Below are 24004 nucleotides of genomic sequence, written 5' to 3' on the forward strand. Positions count from 1 at the left end.
CAGTGAATGAAAATTTTGTTTGTAGCAAGTGAGGCAAGACCTTTTATCGCATCCGGCGGTTTGGCAGATGTGGCAGGTTCTCTTCCAAAAGCGTTGTGTGATCTGGGACACGAGTGCCGTGTTGTAATTCCACTTTATAAAAATATTCCGCAGCAGTTCAGAGAAAAAATGGAGTTTGTAAGAAACTTCAATGTACCGCTGGCATGGCGTAATCAGTACTGTGGTGTATTCAAGATCCGTCATCAGGGAGTTGTTTACTATTTCCTGGATAACGAATATTATTTTAAACGCGATAACCTGTACGGATATTATGATGATGCAGAGCGTTTTGCGTTCTTCTCCAAGGCAGCAATGGAGATGATCAACTACATTGATTTTGATCCGGATGTTGTTCATGCAAATGATTGGCACACTGCACTTGTTCCGGTTTATCTCAATACATTCTATCGCAGCATTCCAAAATATCATGAAATCAAGACAGTATTCACCATCCACAACATTCAGTATCAGGGTCAGTACGGTATGGAAATTGCCTGGGATGTTCTAGGAATTCCAGAATATCAGCATCCGGTACTGGAATATAATGGCTGCCTGAACATGATGAAAGCAGCGATTATGCAGGTCAATATCGTCAATACCGTCAGCCCGAGCTATGCAATGGAAATCCATGATCCATGGTTCTCACATGGTCTGGACCCAATTTTGAACATCAAAGGCGATCGCGTCATCGGTATCCTCAACGGAATTGATATCAAAGACAATGATCCAAAGACCGATGAAAACATCTATAAGAATTATGATGCAAAACATATCGAAGACAAGAAAGTAAACAAGCTGGAACTGATGAAAGAGATGGGACTGGAGCCGGATGAAAACCGTATGCTGATCGGTATGGTCAGCCGTATGGCTTCTCACAAAGGTCTGGATCTGGTTAAATATATCTTCCATGACCTAATGAGGGACAATGTTTCGGTTGTAATCCTTGGTTCCGGTGAGGAAGTTTACGAAAATTTCTTCCGCGAGATGCAGAACCGTTACCCAGGCAGAGTTGCTGTCAAGATCGGTTTTATTCCAAGTCTTTCCAAGAAGATTTATGCCGGTGCAGATGCATTCCTGATGCCATCCAAGAGCGAACCTTGCGGATTGGCGCAGATGGTAGCAGCAAGATACGGAACCCTTCCAATTGTTCGAGAAACCGGTGGATTGAAAGACAGCATCCATGATATGGGTGACAAGAACGGAAACGGATTTACCTTTAAGACATACAACGCACACGATATGCTGGGTGCAATCCAGAGAGCAGAAGGACTGTTTGGAAACAAACCTCTTTGGAAAAAAGCAATGCTGTCAGCAATGGAGTCCGATTTCAGTTGGAACAAATCTGCTGGCGACTATGTCAACATGTATAAGATGATTTTGAAAGATTAATAAAAAAGCAGCTCCGATTGGAGCTGCTTTTTTAATTTCCGATATGAACAATGGTGTTGCTGGGAAGCAGGATTTTGTCAGAAACACAGTAGCGGACAAACAGCTTTTTGCATTCATCCAGAAAGTAAAGATAGCATGGGTCGTCTTTTTGAGGGGAATAAGAGGAAGAAAGACACCAATGGAGAAACTTTTCCATCGATACAAATTGGTCGTTTGAAAAAGTAAGGGTATGTTCATGCGAATGGAAAAAGGAAAGCACTTCTTTTCCACTAAGGTTTAACCCGTTGTGAAATCCTGAAAACCGTGTTCCTAAAATTCGGGTACAGATTTCCTGATAGTCTCGGATAATCGGGGAATCAGTGTCTTTTGTGTTCCATATCAGAAGAATTTTACCGTTTGGTCGTAAAATCCGGTCACATTCTGCCCGGAAAGAGACACTGTCAAACCAGTGAAAGGATTGCGCACAGGAAACCAAATCAACACTGTTGTCCGAAAGGGGAATATTTTCCGCACTGCCTGAAACAGGGGTAAACAGCCTAGAATCCAGCTTCTCTGCCGCTAAGGAAAGCATGGAAGGGTCGGGTTCTATCCCGTATACGTGATAACCACAATCAATCAGCAAACGGGAAAAAATTCCTGTTCCACACCCGATATCAGCAGCCCGAGGATGAGTTGTATGGGGAAAAACGAGTGTGTGCAAGACAGATTTTAGTTGATCGGGATAGGAAGAACGGCCTTTTTGATAAGACGAAGCCTTTCCTGCAAAATTTTGATTTTCCTGCATAAAAACACCACCAATTCTTTTTTCAGTATAGCAGAATTGGTGTCATAAGTACAGCTGCCTTACAGCAGGGAAGAGCCTTCTCTGGCGATCTTAAAATCAATCATCTGTGCAACCACACTCTCCAGTACATCGTCCATCATGGAAAAATCCATTGCAGAAAGATAAATTTGCTCCAACTGATCGTGCAGTTCTTTGTTTTCTGATAACAGATATACAGCTTGTGCAATCATCTGGGCTGCGGCTTTTTGATTAAAGGAAAGTCTCTTTTTGTGTCGGCGCAGAGAATCAAGATCCAGAAAACGTTTTGCATGGATGTGGCGCTGGCTGATCAGTGTAGGTTGATCTATCAGTCCGGAAAGATCGTGGAAGCGATTTTCGGTCAGGAAAGCAAGACCAAGTTCCGGTAAAATCAGGTGATCGATTTTGGTATGGGGTGAAAGCGGACAGTAACAGGTAATGACGTCCTGACCGTTTTCCAGCGCATGAGAGCGGAGAGCGGACAGAAACAGGGAAGATGCAGCACCCCAATCATCAGAGATAAAACAAATATCCTGACAAAGCGAGCGGACCGTGGAAGCAAGGCTTACAATTCCCTCTGCATTGATGGCACTTAAAAAACGGACCTTTTCTTTTCCACGACCGGACTTTTTCGGGAAGTTTTTATAGGAAAAATGTTTTGCATAAGCATTTAGTTTTTGCGGATTTAAGCTGCTCAGTGCAATGCGATGGGAGTCATTCAAAAAGCTTTTAGCAGCAGCAAGACAATCGATTGCCTGAGAGTAATTTTTGGAAGTGGTCTGGGAAATCAGACGTATGGTTTCTCCATAAGGTTTTATTTTTAATGGATCAAGAAAATCGCCAAAGGACAGGATACTTTCTGAAAGTCCGGGATACTTTGGTTCCAGCGCATGAGGAGCAGTAGCATCTGCAATCGAGACTTTCCATTCCGGAAAGATGACCGCATCCAGAGAATCTGGATCGGAGGAGCATGGAATCTGTTCCATCAATGGACAGCGATTTTCAAACACAGCAGCAAGCCGCTTCATAAAGGAAGATTTTCCACATCCGGGACCTCCTTTGATGTAAAAGGTATGCCACTGAGGATCACCATAATCCAGCTGATCAAAACGCGAAACAAATCCCTGCGGGGAGTTGGAGCCCAGAAAAAAACGAATCGGTGCAGTTTCAGACATAACGAAGACCTCCTTGCAAAATCACGAGCTTATTACAGTATAGAAATTGCAGGGAGAAAAGGTGCGGAAAATCCATGCTTCGATCAGAAAAAGAAAGAAGAACAAAAGGAAAAGTTTTTGTTTTGATTTTTGTATGCCATAAAAAAAGGTGCGTATACTAATCAGGAAAGATTTGATACCAGCTTTTAGAAAGGCGATGATTTGATTGAAAAACTTAAATGATCTGCTGGCAAAAGATGCAAAAGCAAAACAGTTTTTTCTAACCCTTCCCGAAAATGCGCAGGGAGCGCTGATTCAGAGCACCAATCAGATCCACAATATGGATGAACTTTACCTCCATGCCTGCCAGGCGATGGAGTCCCATGCCTGTGAAGCGATGGAATCCCATCCTCACTCCAATATGAAAAAGAGACAATAAAAAAAGGCTCTTTTAAGAGCCTTTTTTTTCGTAGTTTTGTTCTGGATTGACTTCCGGTTCCGGGTCAACCGGATATCGTTCATTTGGAGGGCGCTGATTACTTTTAAACCAACGCTGAAAGGTGTGCGGAAAATCAAATCCGTTTCGTTTATCCAGTTTGGAAGGAAGAAGAAAATTCAGTACCAGACTGAAAATAACACCGATACCGGTGTCAATTACGCGGGCGATGGTGTAGCCGATGTAGGTATTGACCGGCTGAGTAAATAGAACAACAAAATAAATAACAGCCCCCGGCTGGATGGCAGTAGTTGCTCCTGACAAGATGTGAAGATAAAGCAGACATAAAAGTCCCAGAACAAGGTAAAATTCTTTTGGAATTCCAAGTGGATGATGGTAGTAGAGCCAGTAGAATGGAATTACAATCAATCCCCCGAATAATGTACCGACGAAGCGATTAAATCCAAATTTGAATCCTTCGTGGAAATGGTTGCCCATAGCGTAAACCGCTCCGATACAGGCAAAACAGGCATTGCGTCCACCAAGCAGATAATCATAGGTTAGAGTGACCAGCAGTACCGAGAGTAGTGTTTTGATTACCCGCATGCCGATTTTGGGAGGATGATAGTGTGTTGTATGTTCCATACTGATTCTCCTTGCAGCTTTATGAAAAGAAACTCTGATATAAGTATAACAATTCAATAAATAAATTACAATAAAAATAAAGTTTTTTGTAAACATTTTATATTATTTGCTACAAGGTTTAGGAAAAAGGTTTAGAAAAAATGTAAAAACTTACGTTAATAACTTATAAAAAAGGGTCCTGTGTTAACAGGACCCAAAAAGAGATGATCTTTTAGTTGCAGCCGCCACAGGAAGCGCAATTTCCGGTGCAGGAGGATGTCTCCTGATTGCCGTAAATCTTTTCTTTCATGGCAAGAGCGGTTGGTGTGGTAGCTACGCCGCCCAGAGCGGTTTCACGAAGGGAAGAAGGCAATGCTTTGCCGACTTTGTACATTGCTTCCACTACTTCATCAAATGGGATCTCGCTGAAGATGCCGCTGAGTGCAAGGTCTGCACTAACCAGAGCGTTTGCAACGCCGGAAGCGTTACGTTTTGCACAAGGCATTTCAACCAGTCCTGCTACCGGGTCACAAACAAGACCCATAATATTCTGCATAGCGATTGCAGCAGCGTCAAATGCCTGAGCAGGGGTACCGCCGAGCATTTCTACGATTGCAGCAGCAGCCATCGAAGCAGCGCTTCCGCATTCTGCCTGACATCCGCCTTCTGCGCCCGAAACAGTAGCTTTCTTTACAATCAGCTGACCGATACCGGAAGCGGTTGCAAGAGCTTCCAGAACCTGCTGATGTGGGATGTCATATTTTTCTGCAACGGTGAGCAGCGAACCTGGAAGGATACCGCAGGCACCAGCAGTTGGAGCAGCAACAATCAGTCCCATCGATGCATTGACTTCCAGACAGGAGAGTGCATAGGCTGCACCGCGGATGATGGTATTGTCACAGATGCTGGAGCCTTTTTTGTAGTATTCCCACATTTTCTTTGCGCTGCCGCCGGTCAGTCCGCTCAGAGAACGGATTTCTTTTTCCAGAGCATCGTGAGCGGAATTGTACATGATCTGATAACGTTCTTCCAGCATCGAAAAAATTTCTTCACGGCTGATCTCGGAAATTTCGGTTTCGTTTTTGATTACCAGGTCACAGATGCGCATATCTGTGCCATCAAGCTGAGCAAGTATTTCCTTGGCAGAGAAGTACATAATAAACGTTCCTTTCGAAAAATGGATTAAGGTCGATAAATGCTTAGATCACGCGTTCCATCGTTACAACACTGTGGACAGCAGACATGCTTTCCAGCTCGCGTTTTACTGCTGCACTGATTGGAGAATCGGTTTCGATCATGGTGACAGCGGATTTACCTTTGTTCTCACGAGAGTTGAGAACAGTAACGATGTTGACCTGATTGATTGCAAGAATCGAGGTGATATGGCTGATAATGCCAAGGCGGTCGGTGTGGTTGATCACAACAGCCGGATATTTTCCGGAGAATTTAGCAGCGGTTCCGTTGATTTCCACAATCTCGATATTTGCTCCGCCAATCGAGGAGCCCATCAGAGAAACGATTTTGCCGTCGCTGGTTCTTGCGATGATGCGAACGGTGTTTGGATGAACATCACCGAGGTCAGCACCTTCAAAGGAAACTTCGATGCCTCTTTCCTGCGCAATTTGCAGAGAATTTTTGATCTGTGGATCGTTTGCGTTCATTCCCAGAACACCGCCGACCAGTGCACGGTCGGTACCGTGACCACGCAGAGTGAGGTGGAAGGAACCGTGCAGCATAAAGTGAACCGAAGTCAGTTCCTTGTCTGCGATCATATTGTACATTGCCTTACCGATACGCTGAGCGCCGGCAGTATGAGAACTGGAAGGACCGATCATGATCGGTCCAAGAATATCGAACATGCTGATATTCATAACAGAAATCCTCCCTGTATTGGATTTGTGGTTAAAAAAATAGCCTGTCCTTATTGTAGCATAAATTCCGGTGCGGATAAAGATTGAAATCAATTTTCTCCCTATGATTCTAATAAAAAAGCAGAACTTGCAGCAGGCTTTTGGATATGCTAAAGTAATAACAGAAGAGGAAAGGATGAAATCAGGATGGAACCAACCGGAAAAGTAAAGGAAGTCGCTTCAAAAATTTTGTCAGGGAAGGAAGCGTTTCCATTTGGAATCTGTTCTTTTGAACAGATTTTGCCGTGTCTGGAGTGCAGGGCAAAACAGAGAATTCCACAGGACGCAGCATCTGTGCTGGTGTGCCTGTTTCCATATTATACAGGGGAGCACAAAGAACGCAATATCTCTCGATATGCGATGGTGACCGATTACCACATGATTGCAGGAGAGTATCTCAATCGTTTTTGTAAAGCTTTGCAGGAAGTTTTTCCACAAAACCAATTTGAGCCGTTTACCGATAATTCCCCGATTCGGGAAGTGAGTGCAGCTTTCCACGCAGGTTTGGGCAGACGGGGGAAAAATGGGCTGATCCTGCACCCAAAATATGGAAGTTATGTTTTTATAGGTGAGGTTGTCACCGATCTTGTTTTGCAGCCGGACCGGCCACTGAATTCCGGAGAATGTATTGGATGCGGGAAATGCCAAAGTGTTTGTCCGCAGGGAGCACTTCAATCGGATGGAAGTGTCTGTCTGGAACGATGCCGATCCCATATTACCCAGAAAAAAGGAGAACTGACCGATTGGGAAATCGGGCAGATTCAGGATGGGGGGCTTATCTGGGGATGTGATATCTGCAACGATGTCTGCCCGATGAACCAAGAAGCAAAAGTATTGACACCGGTACCGGAATTTTTGGAATCTGCCGTAGCGGTACTGGATGCTCAGATAGCAGAAAGATTGCTCAAAACGAGAGCATATAACTATCGTGGAAAAAAGACGATTTTGAGAAATATCCAATTGTTGGAAGGAGCAAACGAGGATGACAGATAATACACCGCTCAAAAGGGCATTGGATGAATATATCCGTCAGGATTATGCAAGACTGCACATGCCGGGGCATAAAGGGGCATCTATCAGCCCATTTGGGGAATTGATGGCGTATGATGTAACCGAGGTGGAAGGTACGGACAGCCTGTTTGAGGATGATGGACCGCTCAAAGAGCTGGAAGAAATTTTTACCCGACTTTATGATACAAAAGGAACGGTGATGAGTGCTGGCGGTTCTACCTTATGTATTCAGGCAATGCTTCGCATGGTGGCAAAAAAGGAAGGCCGAATCCTGGCAGGAAGAAACATCCATGCTGCGGCAGTTAATGCAATGGCACTGTTAGGTTTAGAGCCAGTCTGGGTTTATCCAAATAGAAAGCAGGAAGAACGCCTGATCGGGGAGATTTCTCCCGATGAAATCCGCAGCGTTCTGGAAAAAGAAAAACAGGAGGGCACATTGGATTCCCTTTGTGCGGTCTATGTAACGTCCCCGGACTATTTTGGTGTAATGAGTGATATCCGCTCGATTGCCCAAATCGCTCATGAATATGGACTTCCGCTGTTTGTGGATAATGCGCATGGTGCACACCTTCACTTTTTGAAAGAAGAATATCACCCGATGCAGCTGGGAGCAGATCTGTGCTGTGACTCTTTGCACAAGACCATGCTTGCATTGACTGGGGCGGCGCTCCTGCACACTTCCGATGCAAAATACTGTCCGCAGATGAAAGGCGCGATGACCGTTTTTGGTTCGACCAGTCCAAACTATCTGATTATGCTTTCGATGGACAGCACTGCAGCATTTTTGATGCAGGATGGAGCAGAAAGAATCCAGCAGACGGTAACACGATGTGAGGAATTAAGACAAAAAGCAAGGGAGAAGGGCTTTGTTCTTCCGCAGCATTGCGACCCGATGCGATTAACGCTCCCGCTTGCCGGAACAGGATGGGATGCACAGAGTTTTCGTAAATTGCTGAGAAAACACAAAATCATGGAGGAATATTTGAGCGACAGCGGATGTGTCCTTCTGTTTTCTCCGTTTAACAGGGAAGAGGACTTTAAACGAACAGAAGCCTTGCTTGACGAGATTTTGATTCAAAACCAGCCATTTACCGCATTTCCAATTGTGCCATCAGAGAAGATTATGAGCCTTCGGGAAGCATTTTTATCCCCGAAAGAGAGTGTCCCAGTGGAAAAAGCCGAAGGAAGGATCGCGGCACAGGTCAAAATTACCTGTCCGCCTGGAATTCCACTTGTTATGCCTGGGGAAAGATTGCACAAAGAAATTATAAAAATCTTAAAAAACTCTGGTATTTTTGTTATAGATGTGGTAAAATAGGAGTACGGAAGATTCAGACAGCTGATATTCCAGTTAAAAAACATTTGCCAGGTAGCAATGGAAGCTCTACTTGTGCAGAGGGGGTTACATATATGAAATTAATTTTAGCGATTGTTTCGAATGACGACAGTGCAAAGGTATCTTCCGCGCTGACCAAAAATCACTTTTCTGTAACAAAACTTGCAACTACCGGTGGATTCCTCCTTTCGGGCAACACCACATTCCTGATCGGTACTCAGGATGAAAAGGTAGATGAAGTTATCACCATCATCGCAGATCACTCCAAGAAACGTAAACAGATGGTTCCATCTTCTGCTTCTTATGGTGTTGGTATGTACACAACCTATCCGGTAGAAGTTCAGATCGGCGGCGCAACCATCTTCGTAATGGATGTTGAACGTTTCGAGAAAGTATAATCTTAACTGAGATACGTTCAGGAGAAAAAGATTGTTGCTGAATAACTTTTATTGCAATGATAAAGCCAAACAAACGCTCGTCAATTTTATAACTGACGGGCGTTTGCCGCATACAATCCTGCTTGAAGGAGAGGATGGATGCGGAAAAACAACCTTTGCCAAAATGATCGCGGCAGCTGTTCTGTGCCAGCAGGAAAGGGCAAACCGTCCCTGCGGAGCGTGCAGAAACTGCCGCCTGATTTTGTCCGATATGCACCCGGATGTGGAGATCGTATCTTCGGATAACAAGGCAAATGCGTTTCATATTGATCAGATCCGTGAGATCCGCAGTACCGCTTATATTCGTCCCAATGATGGAGAGTATAAGGTATACATCCTTCGAAATATCCACAATATGACTGAGCAGGCACAAAATGCACTGCTTAAAATTATTGAGGAACCACCAGCACAGGTCGTGTTTATCATGACCTGTAATAACCGTACCCGCATTTTACAGACGATTCTTTCCAGAGCAGCAGTAATTCCAATCAGCGTTTGTACACCACAGGAGTGTGCCAAGGCACTGGAAACACTTGCGGATGCTTCGGTGACTGCTGAACGGCGGGAGGAAGCAGCACATCTCTCTCAAGGAAATATTGGCAAAGCCTTGGAGCTTTTGCGGGACGAGAAAAAACTTCAGCTTGCCTGCAGCGCAAGACATGCGGCAGAAATTATCTGTGCAGGGCAGGAGTTTGAGCTGCTTTGCTGTTTACAGGAGTATACGGGAAACAAAAAAAGAGAAGAGTTTTTGCAGTATCTTCAGGAGATTCGTTCTTACTTTTGGGAGTTGATTCGTTATAAAAACGCAGTCCCTGGTAACTATTCCGATATCCCAATGCAGGTGAAAAATCGTTTGACCACATTGCAGGCCATGCAGATTCTTGATATAATAGATAAAGCAACCTGGCAGGTATCGCAGAATGTAAGCCTGACGCTGGTTGCAGCAGCTTTTTGTGCTGCAGTAAAGTCGATTTCTGAATAGCAATCAAAATTGACAGAATAAAATGTTTATCTATTTTTCGTTATAGAATGGAGGAAACCATGACCGAAGTAATTGGTGTTCGCTTTAAGCAGGTGGGCAAGATCTATTATTTTTCTCCAAACGGAGTACAGATGCCAATTGGAGAAAAAGTAATTGTAGAAACTGCACGCGGAATCGAGTGCGGTGAGGTTGCAATTGCAAATCGTGAAATTGACGATGAGGGCATTGTAAAACCGCTCAAGACGGTAATCCGAATTGCGACAGAGGAAGACCGCAAGCATATTGAGGAAAACAAAGCAAAAGAAAAAAAGGCTTTTAAACTTTGTTTGGAAAAAATTGAAAAGCATAAACTGGATATGAAGCTTGTTGATGTGGAATACACCTTCGACAACAACAAAATCCTGTTTTACTTTACAGCAGATGGAAGGGTCGACTTCCGTGAGCTGGTAAAAGATCTGGCATCGGTGTTTAAGACACGAATCGAATTGAGACAGATCGGTGTACGCGATGAAGCAAAAATGCTGGGTGGTCTTGGTATCTGTGGCAGACCATTCTGCTGTTCTTCCTTCCTCGGAGAGTTCCAGCCAGTATCAATCAAAATGGCAAAGGAGCAGGGTTTGTCCTTAAATCCAACCAAAATTTCGGGAACCTGCGGCAGACTGATGTGCTGCTTAAAGTATGAGCAGAACGCGTATGAAGACCTGATCCGCATTACACCACGAGTGGGGGCTTATGTATCCACCAGCGAAGGAAAAGGTACTGTAACCGAGATCAGCCTGCTTACAGGACTGGTAAAGGTCCGCTTGGACAAGGCAAGTGATGGTGCACCAATGGTGTTTGAACGCGAAGCAGTTCGCGTGCTCAAGGATGCTCGTCCGCAGAAGGAAGATTATGCGGATGCCAAACAGGAAAAAGAGCTCAAAAAGCTGGAAAACTAGCATAAAATCAAATAAACGGCATACAAAAGGACACCATGATTCTGGTGTCCTTTTGTGATGTTTTGTGGATGTTTTGACTAAGAAATAAAGAACAAAATATCACAAAACATTTTATTTTGTATAAAAATAAGAGAAAAGGCAAACAAAAAAGCGGAAATAAATTCTGAATATTGGTTGATTTTTTTTTATGATGTGATAAAATAGGGGTGTACAGGATGAACGCTTGTACGTTGTCCTAAAGAAGGAACATAAAATAATGGAGGTGTTACGTTATGGCATACAAAATTAGCAGTGATTGCATCAGCTGCGGTGCATGTGAAGCAGAGTGCCCAGTAGGCGCTATTTCCGCAGGAGCTGATAAGTACGAAATCGACGCTGGCAAATGCATCGATTGCGGCGCTTGCGCTGGTGTTTGCCCAGTAGGCGCTCCAAAAGCTGAATAGTTTTTGGTAAAAAGTAAGGCAGGAGAATATCCTGTCTTATTTTTTGCGTGCAGATACAAAAAAAGGAACCCAAAACGGGTTCCTTTTTTGTTAGGTTAGGAGAATAATTTTATGGAGAAAAAAGTAGTCTAATTTTTTTCTGGAATAATTTCCAGCCAGTAGCCGTCTGGGTCGGCAATGAAGTAAATTCCCATTGCTTTGTTTTCATAACAGATGCAGCCCATTGCTTTGTGCTTTTCATGAGCAGCCTCAAAATCAGAAGTGGTGAATGCAATGTGGATTTCATTGTCGCCGAGGTCATAAGGATCATGGCGATCTCTAAGCCAAGTCAACTCTAACTGGTGTTTAGTGGAGGTATCACCAAGGTAAACTAAGATAAAGCTGCCGTCCTCCGCGATTTTTCGCGAAACCTCTGTCAGACCAAGTGCTTCTTTGTAAAAGGCAAGGCTCTCATCAAGATTGAGTACATTGATATTATTGTGCGCAAATTTGAAGTTCATCGGAATCGCCTCGTCTCGTCATTTCATTGGGTTAATCTTTTCTATGTCTCTATTATATTCCATGGCAAGAAAAAAATCATCCTTTTCCGATGAAAGTTCCATTACAATTTGGTAACCATTTGAACAGAAGAATAACATTAACTGATATAGTCTTCTATCCGTTTCACAAGCTCCTCATAGCTCTGGATGGGAATTCCAAGCTGCAGCTGACCGCGGTCATAGGAAGGCAGTGTGGAGGTATAAACTTCAAATACAGTTTCCGGAACATTTTTATCCGGAAGGAAGACAGCAATCTTTCCATCGTATTCCCGCAGATAGTACTGCGCTGAGATGGATTTGCTGTCAGATTCCCCAATTGTCTGAGAAAGAGGGACATCCGACATCTGCTCACTGGTTTCTTGGCCTGGAGCCTCAGAAGGAGGTTGGGAAGCGCTCAGATCGGAAACAGTAAGAAGAAATGCGGTGATGATGCATACCGCAGTCAGTGCGGCACAGGTAAGCAGGATATTTTGTCTCAATAGAGCGCACCCTTTCTTTTTTATGGTTTCATCGTAAGCTGACAGAACGATTATGATACTATCCTTAATTTGTCCAACTCAGGATAATTTATACAGCAAACGGGAAACTTACAAATTTTACAGGAGAAGAAACTGTGAATTTAGCTAAATTCCTAATTTTTTCAAAATTTTAAGATTTTTAACTTTTATTGTGGTATAATAAGTAGCGTGTACATATAAGTCACAAATGTCGTACAGCAAACGAATGAAAATCCATCTCCGCAAATACCGGAAGCGGAGAACGAATCATAGAAGGAGGAGGATTTGTTTGGAAACAGCAAAACGTCCGGGACCGGTCAGAAGATTTTTTCGAGGACTGGGCCGCACTTTTGCCATTCTGATCTTTATTGGAATTATTACCGGTTCGATCGTTGTATCGGTAATGGCACTTTATGTGTTCAACTCTCTGGAGGGAGCGCCGGTTGTCGATCTTTCCAATGTCGAAGTAAACCTCAACAATACATCCTATATCTACGTCACTGACCCGGAAACGCAGGAAGAAACTGTTGTTAAGGAACTGTATTCCGGTCAGAACCGTGAATGGGTAAGCTATGATGAAATTCCGGAGATGATTGTCAACGTAACGGTTGCTGCGGAGGATAAGCGTTTTTGGGAACATCATGGTGTTGACTGGCTTAGAACGATCAAGTCGACCCTGAGCTATTTTGGTGGCTCCAGTCGAATTCAGGGTGGTTCCACCATCACCCAGCAGGTAATCAAGAACCTGACCGGTAATGATGAGGTTACTCCGGAACGAAAGGTTCAGGAAATCTTTACTGCATTGAAGCTGGAAAAGAGTTACAGCAAGGAACAGATTATGGAAACCTATCTGAACGTTGCATTCTTTTCCAATCAGTGTTACGGTATCCAGAGTGCGTCCAAGCTCTACTTTAATAAGGATATCAGTGAACTCAATGTGGCCGAGGCGGCAACCTTGATTGCGATTACAAACGCTCCGACCAAATATAATCCATTGCGTGAAACCACCAATGAAACGTATGGATGGGGTACCGGTATGGAGGAAAACGCAAAACGCCGTGAATATATTCTGGGCGAAATGCGTGACCTCGGAATGCTGACACAAAGCGAATATGAAAAATGGGTAAATTATGATGTACAGCTTGCTGAAAGAGAAGAAGTGGAATCCACTTCGGATGGTATGACCGCTCTAACCGACTGGCATACTGACCAGGTTATCGAGGATGTCATTACCGACCTTCAGGAAGAATACAACTATACCCGTGCTTATGCTACCGATATGGTTTACAGCGGTGGCTACCGCATCTATTCGACCATGGACCCAAAAGTACAGAAATCTCTGGAAGCGTCTTATGCTGATTCCTCCACATTCCCACCGCTGAACAACTCGGAATATCCGCAGACAGCAGCAATCGTTATTGCTCCGGACGGAAGTGTAAAGGGCATGATCGGCGGCAACGAAAAGACTTCCAACCGACTGTTTAACCGTGCAACTCAGTCGCAGCGTCATCCGGGTTCTACCATGAAACCGATCTCGGCTTACCTCAATGCGTTTGAACGAGACCTGATTACCTGGTCGACTACCTTTGTTGATGAGCCGCTGACTCTGACCGAAAACGGAAAAACATTCCAGTGGCCGCAGAACTATTCAAACAGCTATACTCACCAGCCAATGACAGTTCAGTATGCGATCCAGCAGTCTATCAACACCGTTCCAGCGCAGATTGTCAATATTTTGACCCCGCAGGTTTGCTATGATACTCTGAAGAATAAATTCCAGGTCAGCACCCTGCATGAACTGGATGCAACCAGCCTTTCTGCAATGGCACTTGGTGGTATGACTACCGGTATGACATTGGAAGAATTGACAGGCTGTTACCAGATTTTTGTAACCGGTGGTAAATATGTAAAACCATATACCTATACCAAGGTTACAGATATGGAAGGAAACATTGTCCTGGAAAAAGATACCACACAGGTTCGAGTTGTATCGGAAGAAACCGCAACGGTACTCAACCGACTGCTTCAGACTGTTGTAACACAGGGTACCGGTGCAAAAGCAAATCTGAAAAGTGAAACTGGAATTACCACCGCAGGTAAAACAGGTTCTTCCACCGGTGTTAAGTATGTTAACGGTGTGGAAGTTGCTATCGATAACCCTGACCTTTGGTTTATCGGCTTTACTCCATATTATATTGCTGGTGTCTGGATGGGTTACGATATTCAGGAAGAAATCTATTATTCCACCTATCCGACCCCGATTTTCTGGAAGAATCTGATGCTCCCAATTCATGAAGGACTGGAAGCAAAAGATTTCACCTATTCCGAAAATGTAAAGGCAATGCAGTATTGTACGGAATCCGGTGACCTTGCGACAGAAAACTGTCCGTCCACAGCAACTGGCTGGTATAAGGAAACCTATATTCCATCATCCTGTATTCTCCACAGAAGTGCTTCTTCAGCAACTCAGGAAGATGATCACAACACCACAGATTCCGATGATTCTTCGGATTCCAGCTCTTCTTCCAGTTCTTCTGGCTCTTCTTCTCTGTCTTCGGCAGCGAAAGGAAACAGCAGTGACAGCAGCACATCCGGAGGAAGAAAAGTGATTCAGAAAAATGAAAGCAGCACGTCTTCCAGCAGCGAAGATGATGAAGATGGCAGTTTCTGGGATAGTGTAAGCGGCTTATTCGGACAAAGAGGATAACCCGTAAGATACAGAAAAAATACAAAAGACTTCTCGGCAGTACAGAAAAAACGCCGGGAAGTCTTTGTTGTTTTTAACAAGAAACATACAGAATCTTTAATCTTTTTTAAAGTCCTTGTTCTGTTCATTCTACCGTCACAAATTCATGATAGGATAAAATTTGCAGGATTATGCTGGGAGTGATTCTCTTTTGGAATCAGAAACTGCCGTTTTCCCGCGGCAAAATCATTTGGGGGGATGAAAAATGTATCGGATCTTAGTGGTAGACGACGAAGAAAAAGTTCGAGTCCTGATTCGTAAGTATGCGGAATTTGAAGGATACGAAGTAGAAGAAGCTGCGGATGGAATGACAGCAATCGAATTATGCCGACAGGAAAAATTCGATTTGATGATACTGGATGTCATGATGCCGGAATTGGACGGCTTTTCAGCATGCAGAGAAATCCGCAAGTTTTCTCAAATTCCGGTGCTGATGCTTTCCGCGAGGGGAGAAGAATACGATCGTATTCATGGATTTGAACTGGGTGTGGATGACTATGTTACAAAGCCGTTTTCTCCGAAAGAATTGATGCTGCGTGTGCAGGCAATTATTAAGAGAAGCAGCGGTTATTCTGCACCACGCAAAGAGATCCTTACCTTTGAAGGACTGAAGGTAGACTTTACTGGAAGAATGGTGTATGTAGATGGGGAACAGATCTCGCTTTCGCCAAAAGAATATGAGCTGTTTTTCTACCTGGTACGCAACCGCGGAATTGCATTGACCAGAGAAAAACTGATCAATGATGTTTGGGGATATGATTTCTTTGGAGATGACCGTACCCTGGATACACACATTAAATTGCTGCGAAAAGCTTTGGGCCAATACAGCCGCTATATCGTTACCCTGCGCGGTGTTGGTTATCGCTTTGAAGCACAGTAAAGACCATGGATACTCATGGCCTTTTGTCCCAAAAAAGATTGGCGGCAGTCCTGGTGTTTTTCATCGGCGTGTTGCTGATGGCCTGGTTTGCTCAGCTTTTCTTTCTGGACGATGTTTATCAATTCTTAAAGAAGAACATGGTAAAATCCGCATTAGTGGAAGTGTCAAACAACATTGACGAAAATAATCTGGATGAAATCATTTCGAAGATTCAATCTGCCGGTATAGAAGTCAGAATTGTTGATTCAAATGGAGTGGACCGTTTGAATACAAAACAAACTTCTCTTGCAGAATACACAACAGAGCAGCTGATTGATTTGTATCAGGATGAGGTTTCAGAAAATGGAATCATGTGGGAACACCTGACCAAATTTGATGTTGCGGATGAATCGGATGAAGAAACAGATTCGGCTTTTTATAAAGACTCCAATACATGCAGGATGATTACCTGTGCTCAACTGGTAAAACAAAAAGATGGAACAGAGCTTTTGGTTTTGATGCGTTCAATTATCACGCAAAACAAGATTAATCTGGATGTAATGTGGACTCAGATGCTTTTTGTTTCTATAACATTATTATTGCTTGCGCTTGCAGGCTGTCTTTTCCTGAAAACGAGGTTTAACTGCAAAATAGGGCAGTACAAGGAAGTTGCTCAGGAACTGGCTGTGGGAAATTTTAATGTTTGTTTTCCGGTACAAGGTTGTTCTTCTATGAAAGATCTTGGAGAGTCGCTTAACTGCGCAGTAAAGAAATTCTCAGAAATTGAACAAAACCGGGAAGAACTTCTGGCAAATATTTCTCATGATCTGCGTGCGCCGCTTACTATGATGATCGGCTATGCGCAGATGATGCAGGAAATTCCTGGTGAGAATACACCAGAAAATGTTCAGATTATGATAGATGAGGCAAATCGTCTTTCTATGCTGGTTAACGATATTTTGGATCTTTCCAAAATGAAAGAGGCAGTGCCTCGTTTGAAGCTTGAAACTTTTTGTCTTACTGATTTATTGCAGGAGACAGTATATCATTATCAAAAATTGACAGCACAAAAACAGTGGGAAATTAGTTTTGAGAAGGATCGCAGGGTGTGGGTAAGAGCAGATCAAACAAAGATTAGCCGCGTAATCTATAATTTTATCTGCAACGCAATCAACCACACAGGACAAGATAAAAAAATCCGGGTACAACAGCTTGTACAGGATAAAAAAGTTTTTGTGAGAGTAACCGATAATGGTCCGGGTATTGCAGAAGATAAGATCTCCAGTATCTGGGATCGATATTATCGGATCGAGCAGGGAAACAGAACTTCTGCTTCAGAGGGAAGCGGACTTGGGCTTTGTATTGTAAAAAACATTCTCCAGCAGCATCAGGCTGAATATGGGGTAGAAAGCAAACAAAATCAGGGAAGCACCTTCTGGTTTGCGTTGGAAGTGCTGGATCAGCAGCAAACAGAAAAATTTGTTAAAAAACAAAACCAGTAAAAAAAGCCACCGATTATCAAGATCGGTGGCTTTTTTTAGTTATCCTTGAGCAGAGAGTTTTTGCTGCAGTTCACGGTGCTGCCATTTGTTGGATTGGAGACGAACGACAAAGAAAATGATGCGGAATACCCAGTCAAGGAACATTGCAAACCATGTACCCAGAACGCCCATTCCTAACATGGTTCCAAAAACGTAGCTCATGCAGATACGGCAAATCCACATGGAGAGAACAGAAACGGTCATGGTAAACTTCACATCGTTTGCAGCGCGCAGACCATTTGGCATCGTAAATGCCGTTGGCCAAAGGACCGCACAGAACAGGCTGTGCCAGAGCATGATCTGTTCTGCAGTGGAGGTTGCTTCTGCTGACAGATTAAAGAATCCGACAATCGGTCCGCAGAAAACAGCAATCAAAATATTGAGGATCAACATAAAGATATAGGCAAGTCCGGTCAGACGGACAATGTATTTTTTGGCTTCTTCATATCTTTGTGCACCCACACATTGTCCTACTACGGTTACCATAGCAAGTCCAATTGCAGTACCAGGGATAATCGGGAAGCCGGCAATCGAGTTGCAGACAGCGTTTGCTGCAATGGCAGCGGTTCCATAAGAGGCGATCATACCCTGAACAATGATCTTTCCAAGCTGGAACATTCCATTTTCCAGACCATTTGGAATACCGATTTCCAGAATGTTTTTGACCATCTGAGGACGAAATTCCAAGTGGAGATAAGAGTCAACATGAATAATGTTGACAGGACGTTTTAAGAGAATCAAAATGAAGATTGCACCTACAATACGGGAAATCAGGGTTGCAAGTGCTGCACCAGCAGCTCCCATGTTAAATCCAAAGATGAAAATTGCGTTTCCTCCAACATTGATACAGTTCATGATGATGGAGATTGTCATGGAAACTTTGGAGTTTCCCATAGCACGGAACAATGCTGCACCGGCATTATAAAGAGCGATAAAAGGATAGGAAAGCGCAGTCAGGAAAAAGTAAATCTCAGCGTTATCCATAACCGCACGCTCAACATCATGATAGATCAGTCCCAGAATCTGTGGTCCGCCAAAGACACAGATTCCGCCAATTACCATGGACAGAACAAACACGGAAAGTACGAGCTGTTTGGCAGCTTCACAAGCTTTATGAGGTTCTTCACGACCAATGTACTGGGAGGAAATGATGGCGCCGCCAGTAGCAAGAGCGGAAAAGATGTTGATCAGCAGAATATTGATTGCATCGACCAGCGATACACCGGAAACAGCAGCCTCTCCGCAGCTGGAAACCATGACAGTATCGGCCATACCGATGGTGATGGCAAGAAATTGTTCGATGATCAGCGGGATAATCAGGCGCTGAAGGTCTTTTTTGGAAAACAAGAATACCCATCCTTTCAAAATCAATTTTTGTGTCAACACATTTTAAAGAAACTTGACACAAAGCATAAAAATATTTCATTATTTTAACACTTTGTTTGGAATAGAACAATAGAGTAGTGAAGTTTAGAACGAAAAAAAGAAAAAATTTTAGAGAATACGATGACTGCAAATAGTACAGGATGTTAAAAATTGGGTCAAAATGTATGAGATTTTACGATGGATGTTTGATAAATTCACGAAAATCCGCTATAATAAAAAAATCAAGAAAAAAGGAAGGGAATGCGTTTTGTCAATCTATTTTGGAATGGCAGCCTTTTTATGTGCAGGTTCGCTGCTCTGGAAACAGACCTCTCCGCTTCAAGGAGAGTTTTTAGAAAAGAATCAAAAACAGCTTCAAAATCTGTTTTTGATGACAGCAGCATTGATTTTTATTTTTGTTGCAACCTTTCGCTATGGAATAGGATATGATTATTTTAATTATGAAAATCTCTATGAGCAGTTGGGACCATTATCGATCCAGCAGCTTGTTACAGATCATGTTGGGCGTGAGTTTATCGGCTATTCGATCTTTACCCACCTGTGCTGGGAACTGGGGCTAAGTTATCGGATGCTTCTGTTTGTGGTAAATATCATTTTAACAGCAATTGTGTTCTGGTTTCTCAAGCGATATTCTCCTCTACCATGGCTGGGTGCATATCTTTATCTGACGCTGCAGTTTTTTGCACATAGCATGAATCTGTTTCGGCAATCCATCGCAGCGACAATCTGTCTGCTGGCATTTCCTTTTTTAAAGAAACGCAAATTGATTTTCTTTGTTCTGGTGGTTCTGCTGGCTTCTGCTTTTCACATTTCGGCGCTGTTTCTGCTTCCGTTTTACTGGATTTTAAACTGGAAGGTTGATGGCAGAATCTACGGTGTGATTGCAGCGATTTCTCTCCCAATTTACCTGTTCAGCACGCAGGCAGCACAGTTTTTGACCCATTATCTGTTTCAAAATTATGCCGGCTATATCGGTTCGCACTACTGGGCAGGTCTGGGAAAACGTTATGTGATTTTTCCAGCAATTTATTTTGCTGCAGTATGGTTTTTCCGAAAGAGATTGCTTAATCAGGATGAGAAAAATCGAATCCTGATTAATTCTTCGTTTTATGTGCTGATCTTGTATGTGTTTAGTACCCATCACATGATTCTTGAACGCTTTTCGATCTATCTTTTTATGTATGCGATGGTACTGCTTCCAAAGCTGGTCTGCACATTCTGCCAAACCAGCGAAGTAGAAAAAACAGATAAAAAGCGGGTAAAATCAGCATCTAAACGGACAAAAAATACGCATAACCAGAAAAAGAAAGAAATGGTTTTCTTGGCATCTGTTCTGGTAGTTACCATCAGTTTTGGCTATTTGATCTTTGCTTCCCAGCAGGGAACGAACGGATTTCATAAAGTTTATCCGTATGTATCGGTGTGGACAGAGCAATGATTCCTTCGAAAATGCTTGTATCATGGGAAAAATTGTGCTAAAATGGATTCGGTTTATGCGGCCTTATGATGCCGAAAAAAGAGGACAACGTTTTCAGAAAAGGAGATTGAGTTATGTCAGGACATTCCAAGTGGAATAATATTAAACGTAAAAAAGAAAAAACAGACGCTCAGAAGGGTAAAATCTTTACCAAGATTGGCCGTGAAATGGCAGTAGCAGTTCGTGAAGGCGGACCAGACCCTCTCAACAACGGTAAACTTCGTGACCTGATTGCAAAAGCAAAAGCAAACAACGTTCCAAACGATAACATTGATCGTATCATCAAAAAAGCAGCTGGTGAAGGCGACAAGAATACCTATGTTGATATGGTATACGAAGGTTATGGACCAAGCGGCGTTGCAGTTATCGTTGAGGCACTGACCGATAACAAGAACAGAACTGCTGGTGATCTGCGTCACTATTTTGATAAATGCGGCGGAAACCTTGGTCAGACCGGATGCGTTTCTTTCATGTTCAGCGACAAGGGTGTTATCGTAATCGATAACGAGGATGACAAATATACCGAAGATCAGATCATGGAAGACTGCATGGAAGCAGGTGCTGAAGACTTTGAATTTGGCGATGGTGTTATCGAAATCTCTGCAACCAGCGATCCAAACGAATTCCGCGCAGTTCGTGAAGCTCTGGAAGCAAAAGGATATACCTTTGTAGAGGCAGATATCCAGAAGGTTCCTTCCACCTATACCAAGATCGATGATCCAGAACTCTGCGAAAAAATGCAGAAACTTCTGGATATGCTGGAAGACAATGATGACGTTCAGGAAGTTTACCATAACTGGGAAGCTCCAGAAGAAGAATAATGACAAAAAAGGTATCCCAATTGGGATACCTTTTTTATTTAAATATCATCGTCTTCCTCATCAAAATTATTCTTTGTTCCAGAAGCTTTCCAGGATGGTTTCAGGATACGGATAATCTCCAGTATGATTAAAATGGAGATGCCAACCACAACGATGTAGATGATCCGATCATCTTTTTGTTCCGTTTGAGCTGGAGCAGAGGGCTGTTCTTCTGTCGTGATTTCACCAGACCCTGAGGAACCTATGGTTTGCTCCTCATAAACAATCTCTGACGAAACCGAATTGTCAGCACTGACAATTTCCGAATCCGTATTGTCGGATTCGGAAGAAGTTGCCGGCGGTTCAATTCCCATCTGCTGCATGACCTGCTCAAAGGCAGCTTTATCTTCTGGGGAAAAGCTGAAATAATAGTAGTTGGTTGTGTAGCTGGTGGATGTGCTGGAATTGTTGGAATCGCTTGTAGTGGTGCTGGTACTGGAAGAATGTTCAATAGAGGAAGAGGTGCTTCCGGAAGATGACTTGCTTCCAGAACTGCTGGAGGAGGTTGTCTTGGAAGAAGTTGAACTTTTGGAAGAGGATGTTTCTTTGTCTTTCTCTCCATAAAAAGTATTTTCCTCTTCGCCGCTTGGGAGATCGGCGCCCCCATCAGGATTGAGCGGTAGGTCTTCTCCAGTACAGGTAACTTTTCGAATCATGGCACTGTAAGGAGTAACAATATCTGTAGAACCGGTTATTCCATTTGGGGATCGGGTTTGAATTTGAGAAAATTGCTTGATTTGAATTTTTAAATAGCGGCATGAAGGGGAAAGAGAAGCATGAAAGGTTTCATCAAATAAAAAGTCGGAAGTGGAATTTACATAACGACTGGTATAGGTTCTTTTATAATCAACTTCTTGGAAAGAAATACCATCAGATGATTCCATGATTTTAAGTCCATAGATCACAAGTTCAGGTTTTGGAACGACAGGTTCATCGGAGACTAGAATTTTTTGCTGCAATGAGTCAAAAAAGAGAGGATAATAGTTACCGTTGCTCAGACAATAGACAGAGTCATCTGTTTCATCCAGCCAGAGGGACAGGATGTGATATTCTTCTCCTTCGGGTGGAAGAACGTTGTATTCCAGCTTTCCGTCAGGATATTCCACAACAAAGGAAGCATAAGAACGATAGAGTGAAACGCTGACCTCTTCCACACCCTGAACAGCATAGATCATTTCACCTGGAGAAGTGAGATCTGAGACGCTCAAAGCGGTAGTATCTTCCATCGCAGGAAAGTCAACCTCGGCAAGATGAGAAGAAGCAGAACTGAGGTTATATGTTTCACGCAGGGAATTGGATTCGTCAGAAGAGCAGGAATCGGTAAACGAATCGGCACAAACAGGAAAAGAAAGAAGAAAAGACAGAAAGCAACAGATGAATAGACGAAAGAACGATTTCAAGGCAAAACTTCTCCTTTGCTGGAATATTTTGGTAATCTCATTGTATCAGAGAAAGAAGAGAAGTTCGACATTTTTTGACAAATATTGTAAGTACTTATAAATTTTATATCTAAAAATAGTGCAAAAATCAATCGGCTATCAGTTAACCTAACAGCCGATTGATCATTTGCAGCATCGCTTCTTTTCCTTCTGGAAGGAATCCTTGAATGGTATAACGATCCATAACAGTAGTGTCCATAAAGAAGCAATCCGTCAGGGTCAAAGATTCCAGAAGCATCCTTTCCTCGAAGAGGATTTGATAGCTGGTCATAGGGGTAAATTCTCCCCGTTTAATCATTTTTTCCAATGGGGTGTTTTCCCAGACTTTTAATTTTAACGCCCAAATGCATTTTGGATGCAGGCGGTTGAGCAGACGGGCGGTTTCCAGAGCATGAAGGTTGCGGTAGTCTTTTCCGCCAAGCCCCAGAATGATGGTGATGTAATATCCGATGCCGGCATCATCAAGCTTTTTGAAAGCCTGGATCATATCAAAGGAGGAAACACCTTTGTTCATCATTAGAAGGATAGGATCGCTGCCGGACTCTACACCGATGTGAAGATCGCAGATCCCCATTTCCCGCAGTTTTTTGAGTTCTTCCGGTGTTTTGCGCAGGACATCATCAATGCGGGCATACATCGAAAATTCGCGTATATTTGGCATAAAGGTGTGGGTCATTTCGATGATTTTGGACAGCTGCTCAAAACTTAAGACAAATGCATTTTCTCCTAGGAAAAACAATCGTGTTTTTTCTGGTTCCAGACGTCCTAACATGCGCAGATTCCATTCAATTTTGGACATAGGGTGAATCTGGAACTTGTCCTTTGCAAAATCACAGAATTTGCATTTTCCCCAGCTGCATCCTAAAGCAACTTCCAAACAGGCGCTGCTGTCTTCCTGCGGTGGTCGGTAAATTTCTTCGTGAGTGTAAATCGAAGCATAAATTTCTTCTCGGGTCATGGTATTCCTCCTTTCAATTCTTCTGACTTCAGTATAACACGAAAAACAGAAAAAGAAAACGATTTTAGAATGGTTATTCCTCTGAAAGGAGACCATTTCGTTTTGGGAAAAATGCCAAAGGGCTGAGAGATTTTGCAAAATAATTGACATGTCAACCAAAATCGATGAGAGATAGTTGACATGTCAATTATTGTCTGTTAT

At 43.1% G+C, this 24004-nt stretch carries 23 protein-coding genes; 13 read left to right on the plus strand and 10 right to left on the minus strand.

Annotated features, from left to right (window positions below; genetic code table 11):
- Positions 1 to 6 precede the first annotated feature (6 nt).
- Positions 7 to 1428: a glycogen synthase GlgA gene (glgA, locus tag BQ5375_RS07255; protein WP_022132424.1), complete on the plus strand. Its 1422-nt coding sequence runs from the start codon at positions 7 to 9 to the stop codon at positions 1426 to 1428.
- Between the two features lie 31 nt (positions 1429 to 1459).
- Here glgA and BQ5375_RS07260 read toward each other — a convergent pair whose 3' ends face one another.
- Positions 1460 to 2212, minus strand: coding sequence for a class I SAM-dependent methyltransferase (locus tag BQ5375_RS07260; RefSeq protein ID WP_022132425.1), 753 nt, complete (start codon positions 2210 to 2212; stop codon positions 1460 to 1462).
- 59 nt (positions 2213 to 2271) lie between these two features.
- Positions 2272 to 3405: a hypothetical protein gene (locus BQ5375_RS07265; RefSeq protein ID WP_022132426.1), complete on the minus strand. Its 1134-nt coding sequence runs from the start codon at positions 3403 to 3405 to the stop codon at positions 2272 to 2274.
- A 205-nt stretch (positions 3406 to 3610) separates the two neighbouring features.
- Here BQ5375_RS07265 and BQ5375_RS07270 point away from each other — a divergent pair, with 205 nt between their 5' ends.
- Positions 3611 to 3823 (plus strand): hypothetical protein, encoded by a 213-nt coding sequence (locus BQ5375_RS07270; protein ID WP_076917650.1) that lies wholly within the window; start codon positions 3611 to 3613, stop codon positions 3821 to 3823.
- Between the two features lie 12 nt (positions 3824 to 3835).
- Here BQ5375_RS07270 and BQ5375_RS07275 read toward each other — a convergent pair whose 3' ends face one another.
- The 3 genes from BQ5375_RS07275 to sdaAB form a co-directional block, all read right to left on the minus strand.
- Complete coding sequence (locus tag BQ5375_RS07275) at positions 3836 to 4465, minus strand: FUSC family protein (RefSeq protein ID WP_022132428.1); 630 nt, start codon at positions 4463 to 4465, stop codon at positions 3836 to 3838.
- A gap of 211 nt (positions 4466 to 4676) precedes the next feature.
- The gene (gene sdaAA / locus BQ5375_RS07280; protein ID WP_022132429.1) at positions 4677 to 5600 is read right to left on the minus strand and encodes an L-serine ammonia-lyase, iron-sulfur-dependent, subunit alpha; all 924 of its coding nucleotides are present in this window, start codon (positions 5598 to 5600) and stop codon (positions 4677 to 4679) included.
- 43 nt (positions 5601 to 5643) lie between these two features.
- Positions 5644 to 6315 (minus strand): L-serine ammonia-lyase, iron-sulfur-dependent subunit beta, encoded by a 672-nt coding sequence (gene sdaAB, locus BQ5375_RS07285; RefSeq protein WP_022132430.1) that lies wholly within the window; start codon positions 6313 to 6315, stop codon positions 5644 to 5646.
- A 186-nt stretch (positions 6316 to 6501) separates the two neighbouring features.
- Here sdaAB and BQ5375_RS07290 point away from each other — a divergent pair, with 186 nt between their 5' ends.
- The 6 genes from BQ5375_RS07290 to BQ5375_RS07315 all read left to right on the plus strand — a co-directional run bounded on the left by BQ5375_RS07290 (position 6502) and on the right by BQ5375_RS07315 (position 11501).
- A complete protein-coding gene (locus tag BQ5375_RS07290) occupies positions 6502 to 7347 on the plus strand; it encodes an epoxyqueuosine reductase (protein WP_022132431.1) in 846 nt (281 codons plus the stop codon).
- Positions 7337 to 8683 (plus strand): aminotransferase class I/II-fold pyridoxal phosphate-dependent enzyme, encoded by a 1347-nt coding sequence (locus tag BQ5375_RS14515; RefSeq protein WP_022132432.1) that lies wholly within the window; start codon positions 7337 to 7339, stop codon positions 8681 to 8683. The genes BQ5375_RS07290 and BQ5375_RS14515 overlap by 11 nt, the downstream gene beginning before the upstream one ends.
- 92 nt (positions 8684 to 8775) lie before the next feature.
- Positions 8776 to 9099, plus strand: coding sequence for a cyclic-di-AMP receptor (locus tag BQ5375_RS07300; RefSeq protein ID WP_022132433.1), 324 nt, complete (start codon positions 8776 to 8778; stop codon positions 9097 to 9099).
- Between the two features lie 34 nt (positions 9100 to 9133).
- Positions 9134 to 10120: a DNA polymerase III subunit delta' gene (gene holB, locus BQ5375_RS07305; protein WP_022132434.1), complete on the plus strand. Its 987-nt coding sequence runs from the start codon at positions 9134 to 9136 to the stop codon at positions 10118 to 10120.
- Positions 10121 to 10179: 59 nt separating this feature from the next.
- Positions 10180 to 11058, plus strand: a complete 879-nt coding sequence (locus tag BQ5375_RS07310; protein WP_022132435.1) for a PSP1 domain-containing protein — start codon at positions 10180 to 10182, stop codon at positions 11056 to 11058.
- A 272-nt stretch (positions 11059 to 11330) separates the two neighbouring features.
- The gene (locus BQ5375_RS07315; RefSeq protein ID WP_022132436.1) at positions 11331 to 11501 is read left to right on the plus strand and encodes a 4Fe-4S ferredoxin; all 171 of its coding nucleotides are present in this window, start codon (positions 11331 to 11333) and stop codon (positions 11499 to 11501) included.
- Between the two features lie 128 nt (positions 11502 to 11629).
- Here the strand turns inward: BQ5375_RS07315 and BQ5375_RS07320 are convergent, their stop codons facing one another.
- Both BQ5375_RS07320 and BQ5375_RS07325 read right to left on the minus strand, forming a co-directional pair.
- Positions 11630 to 12001: a VOC family protein gene (locus BQ5375_RS07320; RefSeq protein WP_022132437.1), complete on the minus strand. Its 372-nt coding sequence runs from the start codon at positions 11999 to 12001 to the stop codon at positions 11630 to 11632.
- Positions 12002 to 12138: 137 nt separating this feature from the next.
- Positions 12139 to 12519, minus strand: coding sequence for a hypothetical protein (locus BQ5375_RS07325; protein ID WP_022132439.1), 381 nt, complete (start codon positions 12517 to 12519; stop codon positions 12139 to 12141).
- Positions 12520 to 12826: 307 nt separating this feature from the next.
- Here BQ5375_RS07325 and BQ5375_RS07330 point away from each other — a divergent pair, with 307 nt between their 5' ends.
- The 3 genes from BQ5375_RS07330 to BQ5375_RS07340 all read left to right on the plus strand — a co-directional run bounded on the left by BQ5375_RS07330 (position 12827) and on the right by BQ5375_RS07340 (position 17644).
- The gene (locus tag BQ5375_RS07330) at positions 12827 to 15244 is read left to right on the plus strand and encodes a transglycosylase domain-containing protein (RefSeq protein WP_076917652.1); all 2418 of its coding nucleotides are present in this window, start codon (positions 12827 to 12829) and stop codon (positions 15242 to 15244) included.
- A 244-nt stretch (positions 15245 to 15488) separates the two neighbouring features.
- Positions 15489 to 16163 (plus strand): response regulator transcription factor, encoded by a 675-nt coding sequence (locus BQ5375_RS07335; RefSeq protein WP_022132441.1) that lies wholly within the window; start codon positions 15489 to 15491, stop codon positions 16161 to 16163.
- 23 nt (positions 16164 to 16186) lie between these two features.
- Positions 16187 to 17644: a sensor histidine kinase gene (locus BQ5375_RS07340; protein ID WP_159438022.1), complete on the plus strand. Its 1458-nt coding sequence runs from the start codon at positions 16187 to 16189 to the stop codon at positions 17642 to 17644.
- A gap of 39 nt (positions 17645 to 17683) precedes the next feature.
- Here the strand turns inward: BQ5375_RS07340 and BQ5375_RS07345 are convergent, their stop codons facing one another.
- A complete protein-coding gene (locus tag BQ5375_RS07345; RefSeq protein ID WP_022132443.1) occupies positions 17684 to 19030 on the minus strand; it encodes an MATE family efflux transporter in 1347 nt (448 codons plus the stop codon).
- Between the two features lie 286 nt (positions 19031 to 19316).
- Between BQ5375_RS07345 and BQ5375_RS07350 the strand changes: the two genes are divergently transcribed.
- Together BQ5375_RS07350 and BQ5375_RS07355 are read left to right on the plus strand one after the other, a co-directional pair.
- Entirely contained in the window at positions 19317 to 20507 is a 1191-nt protein-coding gene (locus BQ5375_RS07350) for an EpsG family protein (RefSeq protein WP_159438023.1), read from the plus strand.
- Between the two features lie 113 nt (positions 20508 to 20620).
- The gene (locus tag BQ5375_RS07355; protein ID WP_022132445.1) at positions 20621 to 21367 is read left to right on the plus strand and encodes a YebC/PmpR family DNA-binding transcriptional regulator; all 747 of its coding nucleotides are present in this window, start codon (positions 20621 to 20623) and stop codon (positions 21365 to 21367) included.
- 38 nt (positions 21368 to 21405) lie between these two features.
- Here the strand turns inward: BQ5375_RS07355 and BQ5375_RS07360 are convergent, their stop codons facing one another.
- Together BQ5375_RS07360 and BQ5375_RS07365 are read right to left on the minus strand one after the other, a co-directional pair.
- Complete coding sequence (locus BQ5375_RS07360; protein WP_022132446.1) at positions 21406 to 22806, minus strand: hypothetical protein; 1401 nt, start codon at positions 22804 to 22806, stop codon at positions 21406 to 21408.
- A gap of 142 nt (positions 22807 to 22948) precedes the next feature.
- Complete coding sequence (locus BQ5375_RS07365; protein WP_022132447.1) at positions 22949 to 23803, minus strand: radical SAM protein; 855 nt, start codon at positions 23801 to 23803, stop codon at positions 22949 to 22951.
- Positions 23804 to 24004: the final 201 nt, after the last annotated feature.

This window comes from Negativibacillus massiliensis (genome assembly GCF_900148495.1).
Classification (GTDB): Bacteria; Bacillota; Clostridia; order Oscillospirales; family Ruminococcaceae; genus Negativibacillus; species Negativibacillus massiliensis.